This window comes from Streptococcus parasanguinis (genome assembly GCF_019929185.1).
In the GTDB taxonomy this organism is placed as follows: Bacteria; Bacillota; Bacilli; order Lactobacillales; family Streptococcaceae; genus Streptococcus; species Streptococcus parasanguinis_O.
The window spans coordinates 98,836-120,146 of the sequence record NZ_JAHZPC010000001.1 but is presented as its reverse complement, the minus strand read 5'-3'; the positions used below and the strand labels follow the sequence as shown (position 1 = coordinate 120,146).

The following is a 21,311-nucleotide window of genomic DNA, read 5'->3' as shown; positions in this document are numbered from 1 at the left end:
ACGTTTTGTCCTCGGTAGGATTTTTATGAGTCGAGCTCCCCTACTGTCTTAGGCAGTTTTTTCAAACCGTTAATTAGTTTATCACATATAAAAAAAGAATGCAAGTACTTTTGCAAACTTTTTTTATATTTTTTAGTCGTTGTAAAGACTCTTGATATTATTCAACCAAGCATAGGCTAGTCCCATTAGGACTCCTCCTCCTACCCAGTTGGCAAAGAAGGTTACGCTATAGTGACGTAAAATATTTAAAAACTCAAAATGTGGCAATTGGCTAGAAACTGAATTAAAGCTCAATAATGAGAAGGAAGCAAAGTTTGCAGCCAAGTGTTCATTGGTCATAAAGACAAACATATAAATAGCAGAGAGGGCTAAGAGCACCTTGGCTGTTTCATCTTTGAAATATAAATAAGAAAGAATAGCAATATTTACAAAGATATTGGCAATAACCCCTTCAAAGAAAACCACTTGATTGCTTCGTTGGAGTTTATTTTCTGCCACCGTAGCTAGGAATCCTTTTGGATCGATATGAGCAAAGGCTGTGGTTTGATTGAAAAGAAAAGCGACGATTAAAGCACCAATTAAATTAAAGAAGGTACAATAAAGAAGAATTTCCAGCGCTTTCTTCCAATTAATTTTCTTTAGATAGGTCCCCGCCGTCAAATACATCATATTTGAGGTGGTTAATTCCGCATTTAAGAATAAGAGGTATACCAAACCCCAGGCAAAGATGAATGGAAATAGAAAACGACCAGATCCAGGTACAAAGGTATTTAATAAGTCAGCTGCAACTGCTCCGACCGCCGTACTTAAAGTAAGAAATCCTCCAGCAAAAATAGAACGGACTGCATAGCGCGTTTTAGATTTCTGATAGAGATCTTCCTTCTTATTACACGCCGCTCCAACCTTTTGAATAAAATTAGATTCAGACATACTATTCTCCTTATATAATGTTTGTGAACAAAATCATTATATCATAGAGAGAAAAGTTTGAAAAGGTTTTCAGGAAGAAATCTTAAACTTTCACCATATACGTTTTATATCGAACAACACTATTTGCTAAAAAAACAACAAAAAAACAGGCATCTGCCTGCTTTAGTTTTAATAATTTAAACGGTTCGCCCAAGCGATATCCAAATTCAAGATTTCTTGTGAAGTGAACTGTTGGCGATATGGATTGTATACGGAACCTGTAATACCACCTTGAACATTTGGTGAATCGTATTGAGTCAAATTATAAGTTTCAATGATGTTATTAAGTTTTGCATAGTAGCTTGTGTCTGTCGCATAAACACCTGTCAAAGCTGCTGTTGCATCTTGGTAACTAGAGGTGTTGCTCTTCCATGCACCTGCAAAATGTCCTTGTTTCAAAACAGCTACATAGTCTTGCAATGATTCATAGTAAGATGGGTAAGAACGAAATGCGTCATTAATCGTATAGGCATTTCCAGCACCATCATCTTCCCAAGTTTGCATTACTGCAGATTGACCAGCATAACTTCCTTTTATCCCGAAAAGGTTGTAATGCGGATAAGAAGACAAGCCAGACTGACCTGATCCACTTTCAAGAATGGCTTGTGCGATCATAACGGAAGCATAAAGGTCATTCTCTTGACCGAGCTGACGAGCTGACTCACCAATTTGTGAGATGAAAGCTTCAGTAGGGTCTGAATAAGCTTGGTAAGTTCCATCATTAGCACCAACTGATGTGACGTGCTCGCTCATAGCAGCAGCAAATGTCCCCACTGCTAATACAGAAACGAACAAACCAAATAATTTCGTTTTATTCCGTATTTTCTTTTTCATAATACAATTTATCTCCAATTAATTTTTTATCATCTTTTATCTTTATAGAGATTATACCATATAAATAGAAGAAAACAAAGGCACTTATATTACACTTGTATTACAATTGCGAGATAAATCCAAAACAAAAATGACATTTTCATGTCATTTCAATTTATTTCGTAAAACGCATTTTCTAAAATAGCATCCCATGACTTCTCTAGTCCTTCTTTGGTGACCGAAGAAAAGACAATAAAGGTGTCAGCTGGATCAAAATCTAGTTTTTTCTTGATAATCGATTCATGTTTATTCCATTTTCCACGCGGAATCTTATCTGCCTTGGTAGCAACTAAGATCACAGGAATCTCATAATATTTTAAGAACTCATACATCTGAACATCATCTGCAGAAGGTTCATGACGAAAATCGACTAGGCTAACGACTGCTTTTAAGTTCTCACGACTAGTAAGGTATTCTTCGATCATCCGCCCCCACTTCTCGCGCTCTTTTTTCGAGACTCGTGCATAGCCATAACCAGGTACGTCTACCAAACGGAGTTTATCATCGATATTGAAGAAATTGAGCAATTGGGTTTTTCCTGGTTTCCCAGATGTTCTGGCCAGGTTCTTTCGATTTAAGAGAGTATTAATAAAAGAAGACTTGCCGACATTGGATCGACCGGCAAGTGCAACTTCTGGAATCTCATCTTGAGGATAATGACTCTTATTTGCAGCGCTTAAGAGGATATCCGCATTATGTGTGTTAATTTCCATATTTTATCTTTCTAGGCTGTTTCAAGAATTGGTTTTTCAGTTCCGTCTACAGCTTCTTTTGTGATTCGAACAAGTTTGACATCTTCTTGACTTGGGATTTCAAACATGACATCCATCATCGTTTCTTCGATAATCGAACGAAGTCCACGAGCTCCTGTTTTTCTTTCGATGGCTTTATTAGCAATCTCTTGAAGGGCTTCATCATCGAATTCCAATTCAACATTATCATAAGAAAGCAAGGTTTGGTATTGTTTTACCAAGGCATTGCGTGGCTCTTTTAGAATACGGACAAGATCGTCAACTGTCAATTGCTCAAGAGCAGCAAAGACTGGAAGACGTCCGATCAATTCTGGGATAATCCCGAATTTTTGAATATCTTCTGCCACGATTTCTTGCATGTAAGAGCTTGATTCATCAATGGCTTTATTGTTCTTACCGAAACCGATGACTTTTTCACCGAGACGTTGCTTAACAATTTCTTCGATCCCGTCAAAAGCACCACCTACGATGAAGAGAATATTCTTGGTATCCACTTGGATCATCTCTTGTTGTGGGTGTTTGCGTCCCCCTTGAGGTGGGACACTAGCAACAGTTCCTTCGATAATCTTCAAAAGGGCTTGTTGCACTCCTTCACCAGAAACGTCACGTGTGATAGAGACGTTTTCACTTTTCTTAGCGATCTTATCGATTTCATCGACATAGATAATGCCTCGTTCAGCACGTTCAATATTGAAATCAGCTGCCTGAAGAAGCTTCAAGAGAATGTTTTCAACGTCTTCTCCTACATATCCAGCTTCAGTCAAAGCAGTTGCATCTGCAATGGCAAATGGGACATTCAAGCTACGTGCTAAGGTTTGGGCCAAGAAAGTCTTACCTGAACCAGTAGGGCCAATCATGAGGATGTTTGATTTTTGCAATTCAACATCTGTCTCATCTTCACGCGTATCGTGGAAGTTGATACGTTTGTAGTGGTTGTATACCGCTACAGCAAGGGCACGTTTAGCACGATCTTGACCGATCACATAGTGGTTCAAGATATTGAGCAATTCGATCGGTTTTGGAACTTCGCTAAGGTCTGCAAGAACTTCTTCTGCTAGCTCCTCACGGATAATTTCTTGTGCTAACTCTACACATTCATTACAGATAAACGCGTTGTTTCCTGCAATGATTTTTTGGACTTCATCTTGACTCTTTCCGCAAAATGAACAATAAACCATCATATCATTATTTTGATTCGTTGGCATGTATTTCCTCTTTCTGTCATTTTCTGTTTCTATTTAGTTTAAAATAAGGTCGTGTAAAAGGCGTGAATGGAATTCACAAGATTGGTAAAAGCATTTAGTAAGAATAAAATAGCGAGGCCAAACCGTTTTTTACGAAAGGTTTGTAAGGCGCAAATCAAACAGATGACGCATAAGACAGCTGTAAAAAAACCAAAGACACTTCGCTCCATTAGTCTAAATCCTTTCTCTTATAATAGTTGACCGTAAAATCATATGGATTCTTCTCATCTTTCGGATGATGGACTTGACGGACTCTTTCATAGCGGTTCTCTTCAAATTTTGGTGCCAATGTATCTCCATCAATCGTTACATGAATCATGGTCTGGATCAATTCTTCTAACTGGTCAGAGAAGAGCCTTAAAATCTGACTACCCCCAATAATATAAAGATTCTTCTCTTGGTTCTGATACCACTCCAAGACTTCTTCCTTGCTGTGCATGACGAGTACAGCATCATTTTCAGGATCATAGGCTTGATCTTGCGTTAAGATAATGCTAGTCCGACCTGGTAAAACCCGCTTTTTCATTCCATCAAAGGTCACTCTTCCCATGAGAATCGCTTGCCCCATGGTTGTTTCTTTGAAATGCTGAAGCTCCGCTGGCAGATGCCAAGGCATGACTTGGTCCTTTCCAATAATGCCATTTTCAGTTTGCGCCCAGATACCAATTATCTTTTTCATTCTCTCATCCTTTACACTGATACTTCTATTTTATCAAATTTTCTTATAAAAGACTGATTTCAACTATCTAGTTTGGAGGATATTTTTTCAAAAACAAACAGAAAAAACCGCGAGATTTTCGCGGTTTTTCTTAGCCACAAGTTAGCTTAGTCTTCTTTTTTGCGTTTTGCAAATCCGAATAATGAGAGACCTGCTAAAGCACTAAAGATTGCAAGACCAGCAGTAGAAGATTCTTTTGTTCCTGTGTTTGGAAGTTGTGCAGTAGGATTTTGTGGATCGATATACTTCACTTCTTCTTTCATTTCTGGAACGACAGGAATCGTTGGTTCTTCTGGTTTTGGTTGTGGAGTAGGTTGTGGTTGTGGTTCTGGTGTTGGTTGCGGTTGTGGAGTTGGCTGTGGCTGTGGCTCTGGTGTCGGAGTTGGATCCGGCATTGGAGTTGGTGTCACAGTCTTCTTGTAGATATGTTGAATGTTTCCATCTTTATCTACAACAGTCTTCACGAAGTCATAACCTGGGATATCTTTCTTCGGTTGTTCCCCATCTTCTGTTGGGTTACCTGGGATTGGGTCCCCATTTTCGTCTACATATGAAGTCGTCACTTTTTCATAGACGTGTTCAGTATCACCATTAGGCAATTTCTTCGTTTCCACAAAGCGGTAACCTGGAATTTCAGCTTTTGGCTCTTCTCCATCAACTGCAGGATATCCTGGGATTTCCTTACCTTCTTTATCAACAAACTTAGTGATTGGAAGGACAGTTGGTGTGTAAGTTGCAGAAGCTTTTGTTCCGTTCACATCTTCACGAACCACTGTTACAGCTGGTGCTGTTCCAGTGAATTCAGGTTCTGGTGTGAAGGTTACAGTTCCATCTGCTGCTACTGTGTATGTACCAACACCTGGAATTGTCTTCGTAGTTGAACCATCTTCAAAGGTTGCTGGAACTCCGTCATTCATTGGTACACGGCTATCGCCTTCTGTGAAGGTTGGTTTGCCTGTTTGAGTGGCACCCTTCTTACCAATTGAAGTAGCTGGTTCTGCAGTTGGTGTAACTGGTGTTACAGTTGGTGTGTAAGTAGCGGTAATTGGTGTACCGTTCTTATCAACACGTTTCACTGTTACGCCTGTACCGGTTCCTGTGAATGATTTTTCTGGTACGAAGGTAACTGTTCCATCTGGAGCTACTGTGTATGTTCCTTCACCTGGAATAGTCTTAGTTGTTGAACCATCTTCAAAGGTTGCAGGTGTATCATCATCCATTGGTACATCTGGGTTACCAGGCGTGAAGCTTGGTTTGCCTGTTTGTGTTTGCCCTTGAATATCTGTTGATGTTGCTGGTTCTGCTGTTGGTGTTACCGGAGTTACAGTTGGTGTGTACTTAGCTGTAACTGGTGTACCGTTCTTGTCAACACGTTTAACAGTCACGCCTGTTCCTGTTCCTGTGAATGATTTTTCTGGTACGAAGGTAACTGTTCCATCTGGAGCTACTGTGTATGTTCCTTCACCTGGAATAGTCTTAGTTGTTGAACCATCTTCAAATGTTGCTGGCACATCATCATCCATCGGTACATCTGGGTTACCTGGTGTGAATGTTGGTTTGCCTGTTTGTGTCTTACCTTGGATGTCTGTAGATGTTGCTGGCTCAGCAGTTGGGGTAACTGGTGTTACAGTTGGTGTGTAAGTTGCAGTAACTGGAGTACCGTTCTTATCAACACGTTTCACTGTTACGCCTGTACCTGTACCTGTGAATGATTTCTCTGGTACAAAGGTTACAGTTCCGTCTGGAGCAACTGTGTAAGTTCCTTCGCCTGGAATGGTCTTCGTAGTTGATCCATCTTCAAAGGTTGCTGGAACATCATCATCCATTGGAACATTTGGATTGCCTGGTGTGAAGGTTGGTGTACCTGTTTGCGTTTGACCTTGTTTGTCAGTAGATGTTGTATCTTCTGCAGTTGGTGTAACTGGTGTTACGGTTGGTGTGTAAGTTGCAGAAGCTTTGGTTCCGTTCATGTCTTCACGCACAACTGTTACCGCTGGAGCAGTTCCAGTAAATGATTTCTCAGGAACAAAGGTTACAGTTCCGTCTGCTGCTACTGTGTAAGTACCAACACCATCTACAGTCTTCGTAGTTGATCCATCATCGAAGGTTGCTGGAACATCATCGTTCATAGGTACACGGCTGTCACCTTCGGTGAATTTAGGTTTACCAGTTTGAGTTGCACCTTGGATATCTGTTGATTCAGCTGGAGTAGCCGTTGGAGTTACTGGTGTCACAGTTGGAGTGTACTTCGCTGTGATTTCAGTACCGTTCTTGTCCACGCGTTTCACTGTTACGCCTGTAGCAGTTCCAGTGAATGATTTTTCTGGTACGAAGGTTACGGTTCCATCTGGAGAAACAGTGTAAGTTCCTTCACCATCTACTGTCTTAGTGGTTGATCCATCTTCGAAGGTCGCTGGAGTATCTTCATCGATTGGAACATTTGGATTACCTTCTGTGAAGGTTGGTTTACCAGATTGTGTTTGACCTTGAATATCTGTCGATGTAGCATCTTCAGAAGTTGGGACAACTGGAGTAATCTTCGGTGTATAAGTTGTTTCTACTGTAGTTCCATTTGTATCAGCTGCTTGAACCTTAACTGGGACAACATCACCTGAATAAGATTTATCTGTCGGTGTGAAAGTAACTACACCTGTATCTTTATCAACTGTGTATGTACCGATTACATCACCTGCTGGTGATTTAGCTTCTACTGATGCTGCTGGTTGACCATTTTCATCAAGAAGAGTAATCGAATCCTTATTAATTGGAGCTACTTCATCACCTTCAGTAAAGGTTACAGTTCCAGTTTGAACAAGACCTTGAGGTCCAGTAGATTCAGCTGGTGTTGCTGTTGGAGTTACTGGAGTTACAGTTGGTGTATACGTTGCAGAAGCTTTAGTTCCGTTCTTATCTTCACGAACAACCGTTACGGCTGGTGCTTTACCTGTGAATGATTTTTCAGGGACAAAGGTTACAGTTCCGTCTGTTGCTACTGTGTATGTACCAACGCCTTCTACTGTCTTAGTTGTTGATCCATCATCGAAGGTTGCTGGAACATCATCGTTCATTGGCACACGGCTGTTGCCTTCAGTAAATTCAGGCTTACCTGTTTGAGTTTGACCCTGTTTACCAGTTGTTTCAACTGGTGTCGCAGTAGGTGTTACTGGAGTTACAGTTGGTGTGTAAGTTGCAGAAGCTTTTGTTCCGTTCTTATCTTCACGAACAACCGTCACTGCTGGAGCAGTACCAGTAAATGATTTCTCAGGTACGAATGTCACTGTTCCGTCTGTTGCTACTGTGTATGTACCAACGCCGTCAACTGTCTTGGTAGTTGAACCATCATCAAATGTTGCTGGAACATCATTGTTCATTGGCACACGGCTGTCGCCTTCAGTAAATACAGGTTTCCCTGTTTGTGTAGCACCTTGGATATCAGTTGTTTCAGCTGGTTTCGCAGTTGGTGTTACTGGAGTTACAGTTGGTGTGTAGGTTGCAGAAGCTTTGGTTCCGTTCTTATCTTCGCGCACAACTGTTACCGCTGGTGCAGTACCAACAAATGATTTTTCTGGTACAAATGTAACTGTTCCGTCTGCTGCTACTGTATAAGTACCAACGCCGTCAACAGTCTTGGTAGTTGAACCATCATCAAATGTTGCTGGAACATCTTCATTGATTTCTACTGTTTTCTCAACGCCATCAACTGTTACGGTTCCACCCTTGAATTCAGGTTTACCAGTTTGTGTAGCACCTTGAATATCTGTTGTTTCAGCTGGTGTAGCTGTTGGAGTTACTGGAACAATTTCAGGTGTGTAGGTTGTATCTACCTTGATACCGTTTGAGCTTTCAGCTTGAACCTTAACAGGCGTTACTTTACCAGTATAAGATTTGTCAGTTGGTGTGAAGGTTACTTGTCCAGTTGCTGGATCAATTGAGTAAGTACCGATTTCAGTTGTTCCATCAGCAGCATAAGCTGGTGTGCTTGATACTTCATTACCATCCTTATCCAAAAGCGTGTAGCTGTTATCTTTAATCGTGATCGCTTTATCTTCACCGTTGACTTGAACAGTTTTTCCTGCAAAGGTTGGTGTTCCAGTTTGTGTCGCACCTTGGATATCTTTAGATGTAGCTGGATTAGCTGTTGGAACAGCTGCTACAACTGTTGGTGTGTAACTTGCATCTGAAGTGATGGTTGAAGTCTTACCGTCTGCATTGGTAATCGTCGCAGTTGCTTGGACTTTCACGCCAGTTGCAGTTCCGACAAAGTCTTTTTCAGGAGTAAAGGTTACTGCTCCTGTAGTAGGATCGATTGTGTAAGTTCCTTCACCTGCTACTGTTACAGTGGTTTCATCGGTTGGTTGACCTGTTGCAGGGTCAATCAATTTCTTACTTGTAATTTGAGCAGTTTCATCATCACTCAATGCAAATGTAGGAGTTTCTGTTTGAGGAACATTTTGAATGTCTTCAGAAACTTTATTTGTTGGAGTAAGAGTGACTGGATTTACAGTTGGTGTGTAAGTTGCAGAAGCTTTGCTTCCGTTCATGTCTTCACGAACGACTGTAACTGCTGGTGCAGTACCAGTAAAGCTTGGGTCTGGAACAAATGTAACAGTACCGTCTGCTGCTACTGTGTAAGTACCAACGCCATCTACTGTCTTAGTAGTTGAGCCATCATCAAATGTTGCAGCAACATCATCGTTCATTGGTACACGGCTGTTGCCTTCAGTGAATACAGGTTTACCAGTTTGTGTCGCACCTTGAACACCTGTTGATTCAGCTGGGGCTGCAGTTGGCGTTACTGGAGTTACAGTTGGTGTGTAGGTCGCTGAAGCCTTAGTTCCATTCATGTCTTCACGAACAACAGTTACAGCTGGCGCTGTACCGATGAATGTTTTTTCAGGAACGAAGGTTACGGTTCCATCTGCAGCTACTGTGTAAGTACCCACACCGTCAACAGTCTTGGTTGTTGAACCATCATCGAAGGTTGCTGGAACGGCTTCATTGATAGCTACAGTTTTCTCAACACCATCAACAGTTACTGTTCCACCCTTGAATTCAGGTTTACCAGTTTGTGTAGCACCTTGAATATCTTCTGTTTCAGCTGGAGTTGCTGTCGGTGTGACAGGAACGATTTCAGGTGTGTAGGTTGTATCTACCTTGATACCGTTAGAACTTTCAGCTTGAACCTTGGCTGGTGTCACTGCACCAGTGTATGACTTGTCTGATGGAGTAAAGGTTACTTGACCAGTGGCTGAATCAATTGAGTAAGTACCAATTTCAGTTGTACCATCAGCGGCATAAGCTGGTGTCGTTGAAACTTCGTTACCATCTTTATCTAGCAATGTGTAGCTATTGTCTTTAATGGTAATAGCTTTATCTTCACCGTTTACTTGAACAGTTGTTCCTGCAAAGGTTGGTGTACCGGTTTGAGTTGCCCCTTGAACATCTTTAGAAGTTGCAGGGTTTGCAGTTGGAACTGCTGGCACAACAGTTGGTGTGTAGGTCGCATCTGAAGTAATGGTTGCAGTCTTACCATTAGCATTTGTAATAGTAGCAGTTGCCTGAACAGTTACTCCTTTTGCAGTACCGACAAAGTCTTTTTCTGGCGTAAATGTTACTGCTCCAGTCGTTGGGTCGATTGTATAGCTACCTTCTCCTGCTACTGTCACTGTTGTTTCATCAGTTGGTTGACCAGTTGCTGGATCCACCAATTTCTTGTTAGTGATTTCAGCAGTCTTATCATTACTCAAATCAAAGGTTGGTGTTTGGGTTTGAGGAACGTTTTGAACATCAGCAGAAACTTTGTCTGTTGGAGTGATGGTAATTGGAGTTACAGTTGGAGTGTACTTAGCGGTTGCTGTCTTAAGGTATTCATCACGGACGGTACCGTCTTTATCTTTTCCGACAGGTGCTGTTACTGATACGGTAACACCTTGAGCTGTACCTGTGAATCCTGGTTCTGGAACAAAGGTTACTTTACCAGTTGCATCGTCAATGCTGTAAGTTCCTTCACCTGCTACTGTTACAGAGGTTGCATTGGTTACTTGACCAGTCGCTGGGTCCACCAATTTAGCAGGGTATTCCAAGCTTGGAGTGACAGAGATCTTTTCGCCATTAGCATTCGTTGTAGTTGTGTTAAAGGTTGGTGTACCAGTTTGAGTCGCACCTTGGACATCAGTTGAAGTATTATCAACCCCTTCAATTTCCGTTGGTGTAACAGTTGGGATATAAAGACCATCCATAGTATTCAAAACAGTATCGACATTGGCTTCATCAGCTGGGAATTTTGTTGACCAACCCGTATCGTAGCCATTGCTGTCTGTACGACGGATAGAGATACCGTCAGCTGTTCCAAGGAAGTGATCTTCAGGAATGAACTCAACATCCACAGAAGTTCCGTTTGGAGTGATCTTGTACTTCCCTTGACCAGCTACAGCATAGTAGCCATCTGCGCCAGGTGTAACGACTTGCCCTGTACGGTTATCTATCATTTGTGGAGCTACTGTTTCATCAATTTTTGCTGGCTCAGTTAGGCTATAGCCTTGCAAACCACGAGCGGTAAAGGCTACAGTTGCAGTTTACTTCGCACCTTGAAGGCCAGTTGTTTCTTTAAATTCCCCTTTTGGTGGGTGGGTGATTTGAGTCTTAAAGTCCTCCACTTCCCCTGAGAAGGCCATTCCTGTCGGGCTTTCAATTTGATCAGCATCCTTAGCAATCCGGACACGAACACCTAATTCATTGACGCTAGGATCAATATAGGTTTTACTCTTTGTAAATCTTAACGTAGCCGTTCCATCTTGGGTAATGGTTGCTAAATCAGAGCGTTCGTCTTCATCAAAGGTACCGTTTTGGTTAAAGTCAACCCAACCATAAATATTGGCTTGAGGCGCCCCGTCTGTATGAGCTTCAACAGTAATCGTATAATTTCCTGGTCTTGTACGATCCATCTTGATCAACTCATTGGTTTTTCCTTTAAGATCATCTGGAAGCAATTGGTCGATGCCTTCATCCGCAGTGGTCGCCTTGTCATCACCCGTCCAATCAAGGGTATTGTTTTCATCCATATCGGGACTCAAGTGACCAAGATATGGTTGGTTGACTTTTTTACCTGTTATCCCATCAACCGTTGCGATAGAGTGGGTAGCCTTCCCATAAGAAGCTGGTGCATCCCCTTCATCAAGCGGGAAGAAGCCCAACATAGCTGACTGTTTACCACCTGAAGCAATGTAAAGACCAATCTCAGAAGCCCCCTTTGTCATAACAAGAGGAACAGCAAATTTACTAGCCGATACGTTTGGTCCAAAGACACCAGTTCCAAGTCCACTAGTTGTTTGATCAGCACTTTGGAAATACTTCCAGGCAACTGCTTTTTTGTCTGGTCCCGCTTGCGTGGAATCACGAAGTTGTTGTGTATTCCAATTTCGAATTTCAATTCCTTCAACCGGAACTGGTTTATGATAACTAAAATTATTCGCTGGGTCAAAAAAATAAGTAAGATCTTGTGGGGCATAAGTTCTAGTTGACTTATCACCATTCTTATACCATTCACCAATGTGTTGCCATCCTTCTCCGTTGGTGGTGAACAGTACCAATTCACCTGGGTTAGCGGACTCGCCATCTGCCATGACAACGGCTGGTCTGACTACTTTCCCGCGGAAAGTAGCGGAGACTTCAAACTGAACCCCAATATTACCGCCGTTCAAGTCGGAACTGATGGTTGTTTTTTTAGTACCAGTATTGATGCCTTCTGTTCGTACTTCTGTCCAGCGATTTTGAGCTTCAGCAATAACTTTGGCTTCCTCACCAGCAGCAAATGCAGCTTTGGTAGTCCTATCAGAACTCCCATTCACATAACCATTTCTAGCATTGGGGTCATAGGTAGCTTTTTCAGCTTCTGTAGCTCCTCGTTCTTCTAACCGCTTTTTGTAGATTTCTGTCGCTTGGAAGGGTTTCAAAGACTTAACCTTGATGGTTACCACATAGCCCGGCATAATTTCTTTAGTATATGTAGCACCAACTTGAAGTGCAAGTTTGCCATCTGACGTTGTCGTAGCCCCTGACCAGTTGGCTGTATCGCCAAAGTCTAACCAAGAAATTTGGCTGGCCAAGTCTGCAGCTTTGATATTTGTTGTAAAGCCTGGTTTTTCTACCTTTGGAGTTGAAGTTGCATCGACAACATCATCCCCAATCAAGTTTGGATCATTTGCGTCACCGACAGCACGACGACTACGTTTTTTACCAGAAGTTTGGGCTGTCTCTTCTGTTGCTACTGTATTGTTAGTTGTTACACCTTGTCCAGATGAAAGAGTTGTTGCTTCTTTTTTATCTGCAGTTGTTGAAGCTGCTTCTGGCGCCTTGTTTTCTGGCGTAGCCGCTTCTAGGCTTGGTGCAGTTGATGTTGCTGGTGCAGTTGAGGCAGCGGATGCTGCTGTGCTTGTGCTACTTGCTTCACTAGTTGAAGCAGGTGCTGTTGATGTTGCTGCAGCAGTTGAAGTCTCTGGTGCAGTGATTGCTGCGTTTGCATCATAAGTTGTAGCTGCTGTACTAGTTGTTGCAGCGGTTGATGCTGCTGAAGTAGCTGTTGAAGTTGCGGGCGCTTCTGACGCTGTTGCAACTGCTGCTACACTTTCACTTGTCGTATCTGTCTTTTCTTCAGCGGCTGCACTTGCGGCTGTCCCAACCATGACAAGTGTTCCCAACAGTACTGAGCAAACACCCACATTCAATTTACGAATTGAGAATCTGCTAATACGATCATTAAATAAGTCTTTCCCCATCTAATGGACCTCCATTTTTATCTATAAATTAACATTCTTTTTAAAATTGTCTAGTTTTTTCCAAACCTTATCTATTTTAACAAAACCCGAACGATTTTCAAAACATTTTGACTCAAAAATGAGTAAAAATTTTTAGCTAAAATTGTTTTAATTTCAAAAGGATTTTACCAATTGATCAAGGCATCAAAAAACCTTGATTTATTACTAAATGGCAAGATCAAACTTCAATTGTGGCTTCACTGGATCGTAATCGACCAGTTCAAAATCTTCTGGTTTGATGTCAAAGAAATTGGTTCCATCTGGTACATTCAAAACCAAGTGTGGCTGACAATCTGAAGGCTCCCGACGAAGTAATTCTTCAGCCTGTTCAAATTGATTATCATAAATATGAAGGTTATTAATAAAGTAAAAGAACTTTCCGACCTTCCAGCCAAAATGCTTGGCAATCATCATCTGAAGAGCTACATATTGCATGGCATTGATATGGTGGGCTACCAACATATCATTTGAACGCTGGGTCAGGGTCGCATCTAGATAAATCTCTTTATCAACCCGACGCACGTCAAACATGGTCTGAAAAGCACATGGTAAGAGTCCGTCGGTCTCCTCAAAGGCATCATAATCCCAGAGCGAGATGATGTTGCGGCGATTCCAAGGATTGGCTTCTAATTGTTTGAGGATTTTATTGGTAATGTCATGCTTTTTGACCACAGCACCATAGCGCTGTCCGATGGTACGACTATTCCCTACTTCCCAGTCATTCCAGTAGTGGACATTGTATTTATCTTCTAACAGGTCTAAGCTATTCGACTGATCCTGGTAGATCCAGAGCATCTCTTTGATGGCTGATTTAATCGCGATGGGACGAAGGGTCGTGATAGGAAACTCGCCTTTTGAGAGGTCGAACTCCATAAAGGCTCCCGTGATGTACTTGGAGTTGGCCGTTCTACCATCCTTATACTTAGGACGCGCCTGCTCTGACCAGACCCCTTCTTCCATGATTTTTCGAATGTTTTCTTTAAAAATTGTATCTGCTTTTGTCATATACTCTCCTTGAATCCAGTTTTGTCTTCATTATATCACAGGACACAGAAAAAAAGGAGATCCTAGCACGAGCCAGATCTCCTTTTCATCTTATTGTAATACAAGGGATGCAGCACCGATAACACCGGCGTCATTTCCCAAAGTAGCAAGCGCCAATTGAGTAGATTCACGTACTTGTGGGAATGAGTTTTCTTCAAAGACCTTGCGCACGCCGTCCAAGAGGAAGTCTCCAGCAGCGGAAACCCCACCACCGATAACAATCTTAGATGGGTTCAAGGTTGAACCGATGTTGGCAACAGCAAGTCCAAGGTAACGTGAGAAGTTCTTGTAGACGATCAAAGCAAGAGCATCGCCTTCTTTTGCCAGGTCAAAGACCGTTTTAGCCGTTACTTCTTCTCCGTTGTCAATCAAGACTTTCAATTGAGAGTCCCCTTCGTACTCATCGGAATAACGACGAGTCAAATTGACGATACCAGTTGCTGAGGCAACCGTTTCAAGACAGCCTTTTTTACCACAGGTACATTGGATTGGATCATCAAAGTCAACAGTGATGTGACCAAGCTCACCAGCAGCTCCACGTACACCGTGCAAGAGACGACCTTCAGCGACGATCCCACCGCCGACACCTGTACCAAGGGTCATGAAGACAACATCTGGTTGGTTTTCACCAGCCCCTTTCCAACGTTCACCCAAAGCAGCAACGTTGGCATCATTATCGATAAAGAATGGAATATGAAGGGCAGTTTCGATCTTTTCTTTGACTGGTTGAAGGATCTTCCAGTTCAAGTTGTAGGCACCGATAACTGTACCTTTTTCACGGTCAACGACACCAGGTGAACCCATTCCAATTCCTTGGAACTCAGAAGCATCAAGTTCAAGCATTTTCAAACGATGCGCGATGGATTCGATCATATCATCTACGATATGGCTACCTTCATCCAAGATATTTGTTTTAATAGACCATTTTTCTTGAACTTCCCCATCCAAAGTAAGGATGGCAAACTTAATTGAAGTTCCCCCAAGGTCAATCCCAATAATTTTTTTAGACATCTGTAACTCCTTTCAAACTTGTAAACACTTACAGATCTATTATATCAGACTTTTTATCAAACGCAAAGGTTTGCACGTAACTTTTCTTAACTTTTTAACAAGAGACTAAAGGATTGAAATCCTAGAATGAGGAAAATCAAGCCAATAATATTTAACAGAAAGACACTTATCGAGAGTGGACTAACGATTAAGAATAAGCCGATGAAGAGCTGTAGCAAGGCAAAGAAAATATAACGCTTGGACAGTTCCTCAACATTCCTCGAGTAGAAATTGGCTTTTCGGAAGTTTAAAATCGAACGATAGATCAGCCAAATTCCTAAGGTAACTGGAAAGACAATCGGCAAGGTCTTGTAGCCATAGAGCAGTAAATAGACCGCAAAAACCAAGGCGACCATACTGTGAAAGAGCTGTTGCTGCTGAATGATACCAGCCTGACGCAATCGGTAATAGCGTGAAAAACGCGAAAGGGAGATTAAAAAGAAGCCACAAGATATCAACCAGCTAAACGAGCCAATGTGCTCAATTGGATTGATAAACAAGACGATACCGATAATGGTAAAAATAGTGGCTGAAATCCCAAGGGATATCCGGTTCAATTGATTCATAGGGCCTCCTTATTCATCTAATTCGCTCAGATATTCATAGCGATCGTACTTCTCAAGTAGTCGCTCATTTTCCTGATCCAATTCCTTTTGAAGAGCTGACAATTTGCCAAAGTCAGAGCCGTTTTCATTCATCTCCACTTCAATCTCTGCAATCCGATTTTCAATGGCTTCGATATCTGCTTCAATGCTTGCCCACTCCTGCTTCTCCTTGTAGCTCATGCGTTTCTTCTCTTCTTTTGGCTTAACAGGTTTCTCTTTTTCAACCTTGTGACTGGCCGTTACTTGAGCTGCTTCAAAGGCTTTTTCATCCAGGTAATCCGTATAATTGCCAAAGAACTCACGAATGCCCCCATTTTCAAAAGCCAGGATCTTGCTTGCGACCTTGTCTAGGAAATAGCGATCATGGCTAACGGTAATGACTGGCCCTCCAAAGTTTTGAAGAAAGTTTTCCAAAACCGTCAAGGTAGCGATATCCAAGTCATTGGTTGGCTCATCGAGGAGAAGCACATTGGGTTTTTCAATCAAGAGTTTTAAAAGAAAGAGGCGCTTCTTCTCACCACCGGAGAGTTTTTCGATCAAGGTTCCGTGCATGGAACGTGGGAAGAGAAATTGCTCCAAGAGATCTGCGATCGAAGTTGTTCCGACAGTCGTCTTGACTTCCTCAGCAACTTCCTGGAGAAAATTAATCACGCGCTTACTCTCATCCAACCCATCAATCTGTTGTGAGAAATAAGCCACGCGCACGGTTTCCCCGATGATGACTTGCCCAGACTGAGGCTGGAGTCGCTCGGCGATCAGATTGAGTAAGGTGGACTTGCCGACGCCATTATCCCCAACGATCCCGATGCGGTCCTTGTTTTGCACCAAGAGGTTAAAGTCCTGTAAAATCGGCTTGTTTTCAAAAGCAAAACTCACATCTTTAAACTCGATGACTTTCTTTCCGATTCGGCTGGTCTCAAAGTTCATCTCCAAATCCGTCTGGTTGCTTTGACCAGACAAGTCTTGCTTGAGATCATGGAATCGATTGATCCGCGCCTGTTGCTTGGTCGCACGCGCCTGAGGTTGACGCCGCATCCAGGTCAACTCCTGCTTATAGAGTTGCTGCTTCTTATGAAGAAGGGCCGCATCACGCTCATCCTGCTCAGCCTTTAAGCGGACATAATCCTGATAGTTGCCCTGATACTCGATCAAGCTAGCTCGATCCAACTCAAAAATCCGTGTCGAGATATTATCCAAGAAATAGCGATCGTGGGTAATGAAGAGCACGGTTTTCTTAGAGTTCTTCAAGAAATTGGTCAACCATTCGATTGTATCAATGTCTAGGTGGTTGGTCGGCTCATCTAGTAAGAGCAGATCGTGGTGAGATAGCAAAACCTGTGCCAATTGCACCCGACGACGCAAGCCCCCAGATAGATCCCCAACTTTGGCATTCAAGTCTTCAATCCCAAGTTTTGAAAGGACTGTCTTGACCTGACTCTCGATCTCCCAAGCATTGAGCGAATCCATCTCCGCCATGACCTTTTCAAGACGTGCTTGGTTCTCTTCTCGGTAATCCGCCATCAAGAATTCATAATCTCGAATCAGTTGCATTTCACGTAAATCGCTAGATAGCACCGTATCCAGAACCGTCTTTTGATCATCAAAGTCTGGTTCCTGCGTCAAATAGCCAATTGTATAATCACTCTTGGCAGAAAAAGGACTCACATCTCCATCAAAGCCAGAGCGACCCGACAACACATCTAACAGCGTAGTTTTTCCAGTCCCATTGACCCCGATCAATCCGATCCGATCCAAGTCGTGAATGATAAAGGAGATCTCACGAAAGACGGTCTTATCTCCGACAGATTTGGTTAATTTATCGACAATAAAATCGCTCATTTTTCCTCCTCTTTTGCTTGCTGGATATAGGCGATGATGGCCTCTTTCTCATTGGCCAGTTTCCCATCGACAATGGCATATTCAATTTTTGTCAAAATCTCTCCCAAGGCTGGACCTGGTTGAAAGCCGTAGTCTTTGATCAGCATACCACCATTGACCACCACTTCATGCTTATCATGAATGGTCAAGCTATCATAAACGCGCTCAATGGCCAAATAATCCACACTCAAGGCATACGCTTCACGGAGCTCTTCAGCTAGTAGCAACAAAGGCTTCTCATACTTGTAGCAGGCACGCTTGTCTAGACTTCCTTTTCCTCGGAGCTTTAGAATCTCCACGATCTGCTCCACCGTCTTGGCAAACTCTCTAGACGTCTTCCATTTCTTAAAGAATTTTGGAATATCTTGAATCTCTAGTGCTAAGACCAAAGCAGCCCAGGCTTGCTCAGAAGTTGAAAAGGTATATTCCAACTCTATGTCAAACAAACGCTCGATCGCTTCTTTACGATCCTTCATCTCTGGCAGATAGTGATAGGCTCCACTGGCTAGCATGGCCTCCAAGCCTTGTCTCCAGTATGGGGAAAGCAAGAGTTTATCAAACTCGATGAAGGTACGCTCTACTGAAATCTTCTCTAGTAAGGGAGCACACTCCTTCATAGCATCAAAGGTTGCCTCATCTAATTCAAAGCCGAGACTGGCTTGAAAACGAAAGCCTCGCATGATCCGGAGTGCATCTTCGTTAAACCGTTCGTGAGGAAGCCCAACGGCCCGAAGGACCTTGTTTTCCAAATCTTCTAGTCCATGAAAGAGGTCAACAATTTCTCCTTTTTCATTTAAGGCAAAGGCATTAACCGTAAAATCACGACGCTTGAGGTCTTCTTCTAGCGAGCGTACAAAAGACACGGAGCTTGGACGGCGATAATCGACATAGACATCCTCTGTCCGGAAGGTCGTAATTTCATATTCTTGACCATTTTCAAGAACCAAGACGGTCCCGTGTTCGATACCGATATCTACTGTTCGATCAAAAATCGCCTTTGTTTCCTCTGGATAAGAGGAGGAAGCGATATCGACATCGTGAATCGGACGATCCAGGAGAGCATCTCGGACAGATCCTCCCACAAAATAAGCCTCAAAACCAGCTGCTTTAATCTTCTCTAATATTGGTAAAGCCTCCTGAAACTCAGAAGGCATCTTTTTTAATCTCATAGTAAGTGTTCCAAACCATAAACAAGCTCATGACGCTTGACAACTTCTTTAATCCCTAGATTTACTCCTGTCATGAAGGAACCACGATCATAAGAATCATGACGGAGAGTCAAGCCTTCGCCTTGGCTACCAAAAATCACCTCTTGGTGAGCCACTAGGCCAGGCAATCGAACCGAATGGATGCGCATCCCTTCAAAATCTGCCCCTCTTGCTCCAGGCATCAACTCTTCTTCATCTGCTGCACCTTGCTGGATTTTTTCGCGCTTCTCAGAGATCAGCTCAGCTGTCTTAATCGCTGTTCCACTCGGTGCATCTTTCTTCTTATCATGGTGCAATTCGATGATTTCCACATTTGGGAAATACTTGGCCGCTTGCGCTGCAAATTGCATCAAGAGCACAGCTCCAATAGCAAAGTTCGGAGCAATCAAGCCACCCAAATCCTTTTCACGCGAAAGGTCTGTCAATTCTTGGATCTGCTCAGGCGTGAAGCCAGTCGTTCCCACAACAGGAGCAAAGCCATTTTCAATTGCAAAGCGAGTATTCTCGTAAGCAACCTTTGGCATGGTAAAGTCCACCCAAACATCTGCTTCAAGACCCACGACATCTTCTTTGCGGTTAAAGATAGGGACCCCTGCGACGTCAGTCTCATCTGTGAACGGATCGATCAAGCCAGCTAATTCTAGCTCAGGATCTTCAGAAACCATCTGGTAGGCTGCTTGTCCCATTCTTCCCTTGAAACCTGCGATAATGACTTTAATTGACATAGAATTCTCCTTAAACGATAGGGATATACCCAACTGCTAAGCTATGGTCACCTAAGTGCGTCCCAATCACGCCTCCAAAGGTGGCAAAAGGAATTTCTCCCTCTACCCCTTCAGCCACCAACATTTGACGAAGCGCTTCGGCTTTTTCAGGTACATTGGCATGGATGATAAAGACTTGGTAATGCCCTCCGGTGAGTCCTTCATCAACGATTTCCACCAAACGTTTTATGGCTTTCTTTTCCGTACGGACTTTTTCAAAAACTTCGATGACACCTTGGTCATTAAAGTGAAGGATCGGCTTGATACTCAAGAGATTGCCAATGATGGCAGCGCCATTTGACAGGCGTCCCCCCTTGACCAAGTGATTCAAATCATCGACCATAATATAGGCAGTGGTCCCATCAATCTGGTGTTGGACATTGGCCACAATCTCATCAAACAAACGACCTTCACCAGCCCATTTCAAGCAATCTTCTACCATCATTCCTAATGGAGCGCTAGTGATTTTTGAGTCAGGAAATTCGACGGTCAAGCCTTCAAATTCGTCCTTCAAATATTGGATATTTTGGTAGAATCCGGAGATGCCTGATGACAAGAAGAGACCTAGAGCATGCGTATAACCTTTAGCTGTCAAACCAGATAAGAGTTCTTCTAACGCTGCCACACTCGGTTGGCTAGTCTTTGGTAATTCCTTAGACGCAGCCATCTTTTGGTAGAACTCGTCGTGTGTCAGATTCTTCCCTTCCACATAGGATTCTCCATCGATATAGATCGGAATGTCTAAAATAAATAAGTCGTCGTGATGGAGAAGGTGCTGCGGTAAATAGGCAGACGAATCTGTAATCACTGCTAATTTCATTGATTAAAACTCCAAATTAATACCCGGTAAATCAAGGGCAATTTCTGTAACTTCATAAGTCAAACGGTTGAGCATATCCAAGCAAGGACGAGCCAATTCTTCCACTTCATCTTTGCTGAATTCGCTTGGTTCATTGACATAACGACCAAACAAGTGGTTAATTTGAGTGATAGTTCCACTGATCACAAAACCGTCAAATACAATCATGTAGCTCAAAATCACAATCAAAGACGTTGTGTTTTGTTGTTGATCACGATTGATTAATTGAAAGTTTACATCTACTTTTGTTTCGGGAATGCCATTTTCTTTTTCCCACTCAAAATTACGAGCGTCATAGTGGTATTGGCTGACAAATTCTTTTTCACGTTGAATATCCATTTTTATTCTCCTAAAAATATGCGTTATGCTTATTATACCATAATTCGGCTCAAGATACCAATGTAGAATGAGGTGAATTTTTCGCTAGTACAAGAAGAAAAGTCCGGGGAAGTCTGGCCATTTTTTAGATAGAGGATAACTATTTCTGATCAATTATTAACTTTTTTGGCTTATGATCCTTTTGTCATGCTCGAA

The 21,311-nt window shown here is 42.5% G+C and carries 15 protein-coding genes and 1 other annotated feature (1 of these 16 running past the window's edge); all 15 genes read right to left on the bottom strand.

The genetic code is table 11. The annotated features are described in order from the left end of the window. Positions 1-71 (bottom strand) — a sequence feature (ribosomal protein L10 leader region); it reaches 64 nt to the left of the window's first position. Positions 72-132: 61 nt separating this feature from the next. Then, positions 133-930: a formate/nitrite transporter family protein gene (locus tag K1I56_RS00575; protein WP_049472301.1), complete on the bottom strand. Its 798-nt coding sequence runs from the start codon at positions 928-930 to the stop codon at positions 133-135. Positions 931-1,098: 168 nt separating this feature from the next. Then, on the bottom strand, positions 1,099-1,803 hold the full coding sequence (locus tag K1I56_RS00570; RefSeq protein ID WP_021153281.1) for a glucosaminidase domain-containing protein: 705 nt from the start codon (positions 1,801-1,803) through the stop codon (positions 1,099-1,101). 149 nt (positions 1,804-1,952) lie between these two features. Then, positions 1,953-2,555: a ribosome biogenesis GTP-binding protein YihA/YsxC gene (gene yihA / locus K1I56_RS00565; RefSeq protein WP_070662235.1), complete on the bottom strand. Its 603-nt coding sequence runs from the start codon at positions 2,553-2,555 to the stop codon at positions 1,953-1,955. An 11-nt stretch (positions 2,556-2,566) separates the two neighbouring features. Then, complete coding sequence (gene clpX, locus K1I56_RS00560; RefSeq protein ID WP_003001797.1) at positions 2,567-3,799, bottom strand: ATP-dependent Clp protease ATP-binding subunit ClpX; 1,233 nt, start codon at positions 3,797-3,799, stop codon at positions 2,567-2,569. Between the two features lie 208 nt (positions 3,800-4,007). Further along, entirely contained in the window at positions 4,008-4,517 is a 510-nt protein-coding gene (locus tag K1I56_RS00555; RefSeq protein WP_223324676.1) for a dihydrofolate reductase, read from the bottom strand. Positions 4,518-4,663: 146 nt separating this feature from the next. Beyond that, entirely contained in the window at positions 4,664-11,101 is a 6,438-nt protein-coding gene (locus K1I56_RS00550; protein ID WP_411575279.1) for an LPXTG cell wall anchor domain-containing protein, read from the bottom strand. 30 nt (positions 11,102-11,131) lie between these two features. Further along, a complete protein-coding gene (locus tag K1I56_RS10000) occupies positions 11,132-13,330 on the bottom strand; it encodes a CshA/CshB family fibrillar adhesin-related protein (RefSeq protein ID WP_411575278.1) in 2,199 nt (732 codons plus the stop codon). Between the two features lie 204 nt (positions 13,331-13,534). Further along, positions 13,535-14,374: a thymidylate synthase gene (locus K1I56_RS00545; protein ID WP_223324675.1), complete on the bottom strand. Its 840-nt coding sequence runs from the start codon at positions 14,372-14,374 to the stop codon at positions 13,535-13,537. Positions 14,375-14,464: 90 nt separating this feature from the next. Beyond that, positions 14,465-15,424: an ROK family glucokinase gene (locus tag K1I56_RS00540; RefSeq protein ID WP_223324674.1), complete on the bottom strand. Its 960-nt coding sequence runs from the start codon at positions 15,422-15,424 to the stop codon at positions 14,465-14,467. An 86-nt stretch (positions 15,425-15,510) separates the two neighbouring features. Next, on the bottom strand, positions 15,511-16,029 hold the full coding sequence (locus K1I56_RS00535) for a hypothetical protein (RefSeq protein ID WP_049496218.1): 519 nt from the start codon (positions 16,027-16,029) through the stop codon (positions 15,511-15,513). Between the two features lie 9 nt (positions 16,030-16,038). Further along, positions 16,039-17,907, bottom strand: a complete 1,869-nt coding sequence (locus K1I56_RS00530) for an ABC-F family ATP-binding cassette domain-containing protein (protein ID WP_223324673.1) — start codon at positions 17,905-17,907, stop codon at positions 16,039-16,041. Continuing rightward, positions 17,904-19,115, bottom strand: coding sequence for a CCA tRNA nucleotidyltransferase (locus tag K1I56_RS00525; protein WP_155198922.1), 1,212 nt, complete (start codon positions 19,113-19,115; stop codon positions 17,904-17,906). The genes K1I56_RS00530 and K1I56_RS00525 overlap by 4 nt, the downstream gene beginning before the upstream one ends. After that, positions 19,112-19,879, bottom strand: coding sequence for a 4-hydroxy-tetrahydrodipicolinate reductase (dapB, locus tag K1I56_RS00520; RefSeq protein ID WP_049496226.1), 768 nt, complete (start codon positions 19,877-19,879; stop codon positions 19,112-19,114). The genes K1I56_RS00525 and dapB overlap by 4 nt, the downstream gene beginning before the upstream one ends. 10 nt (positions 19,880-19,889) lie before the next feature. Next, positions 19,890-20,738, bottom strand: coding sequence for a DegV family protein (locus K1I56_RS00515; RefSeq protein WP_049496229.1), 849 nt, complete (start codon positions 20,736-20,738; stop codon positions 19,890-19,892). A gap of 3 nt (positions 20,739-20,741) precedes the next feature. Next, a complete protein-coding gene (locus tag K1I56_RS00510) occupies positions 20,742-21,116 on the bottom strand; it encodes a DUF1149 family protein (RefSeq protein ID WP_009731099.1) in 375 nt (124 codons plus the stop codon). Between the last annotated feature and the right edge of the window lie 195 nt (positions 21,117-21,311).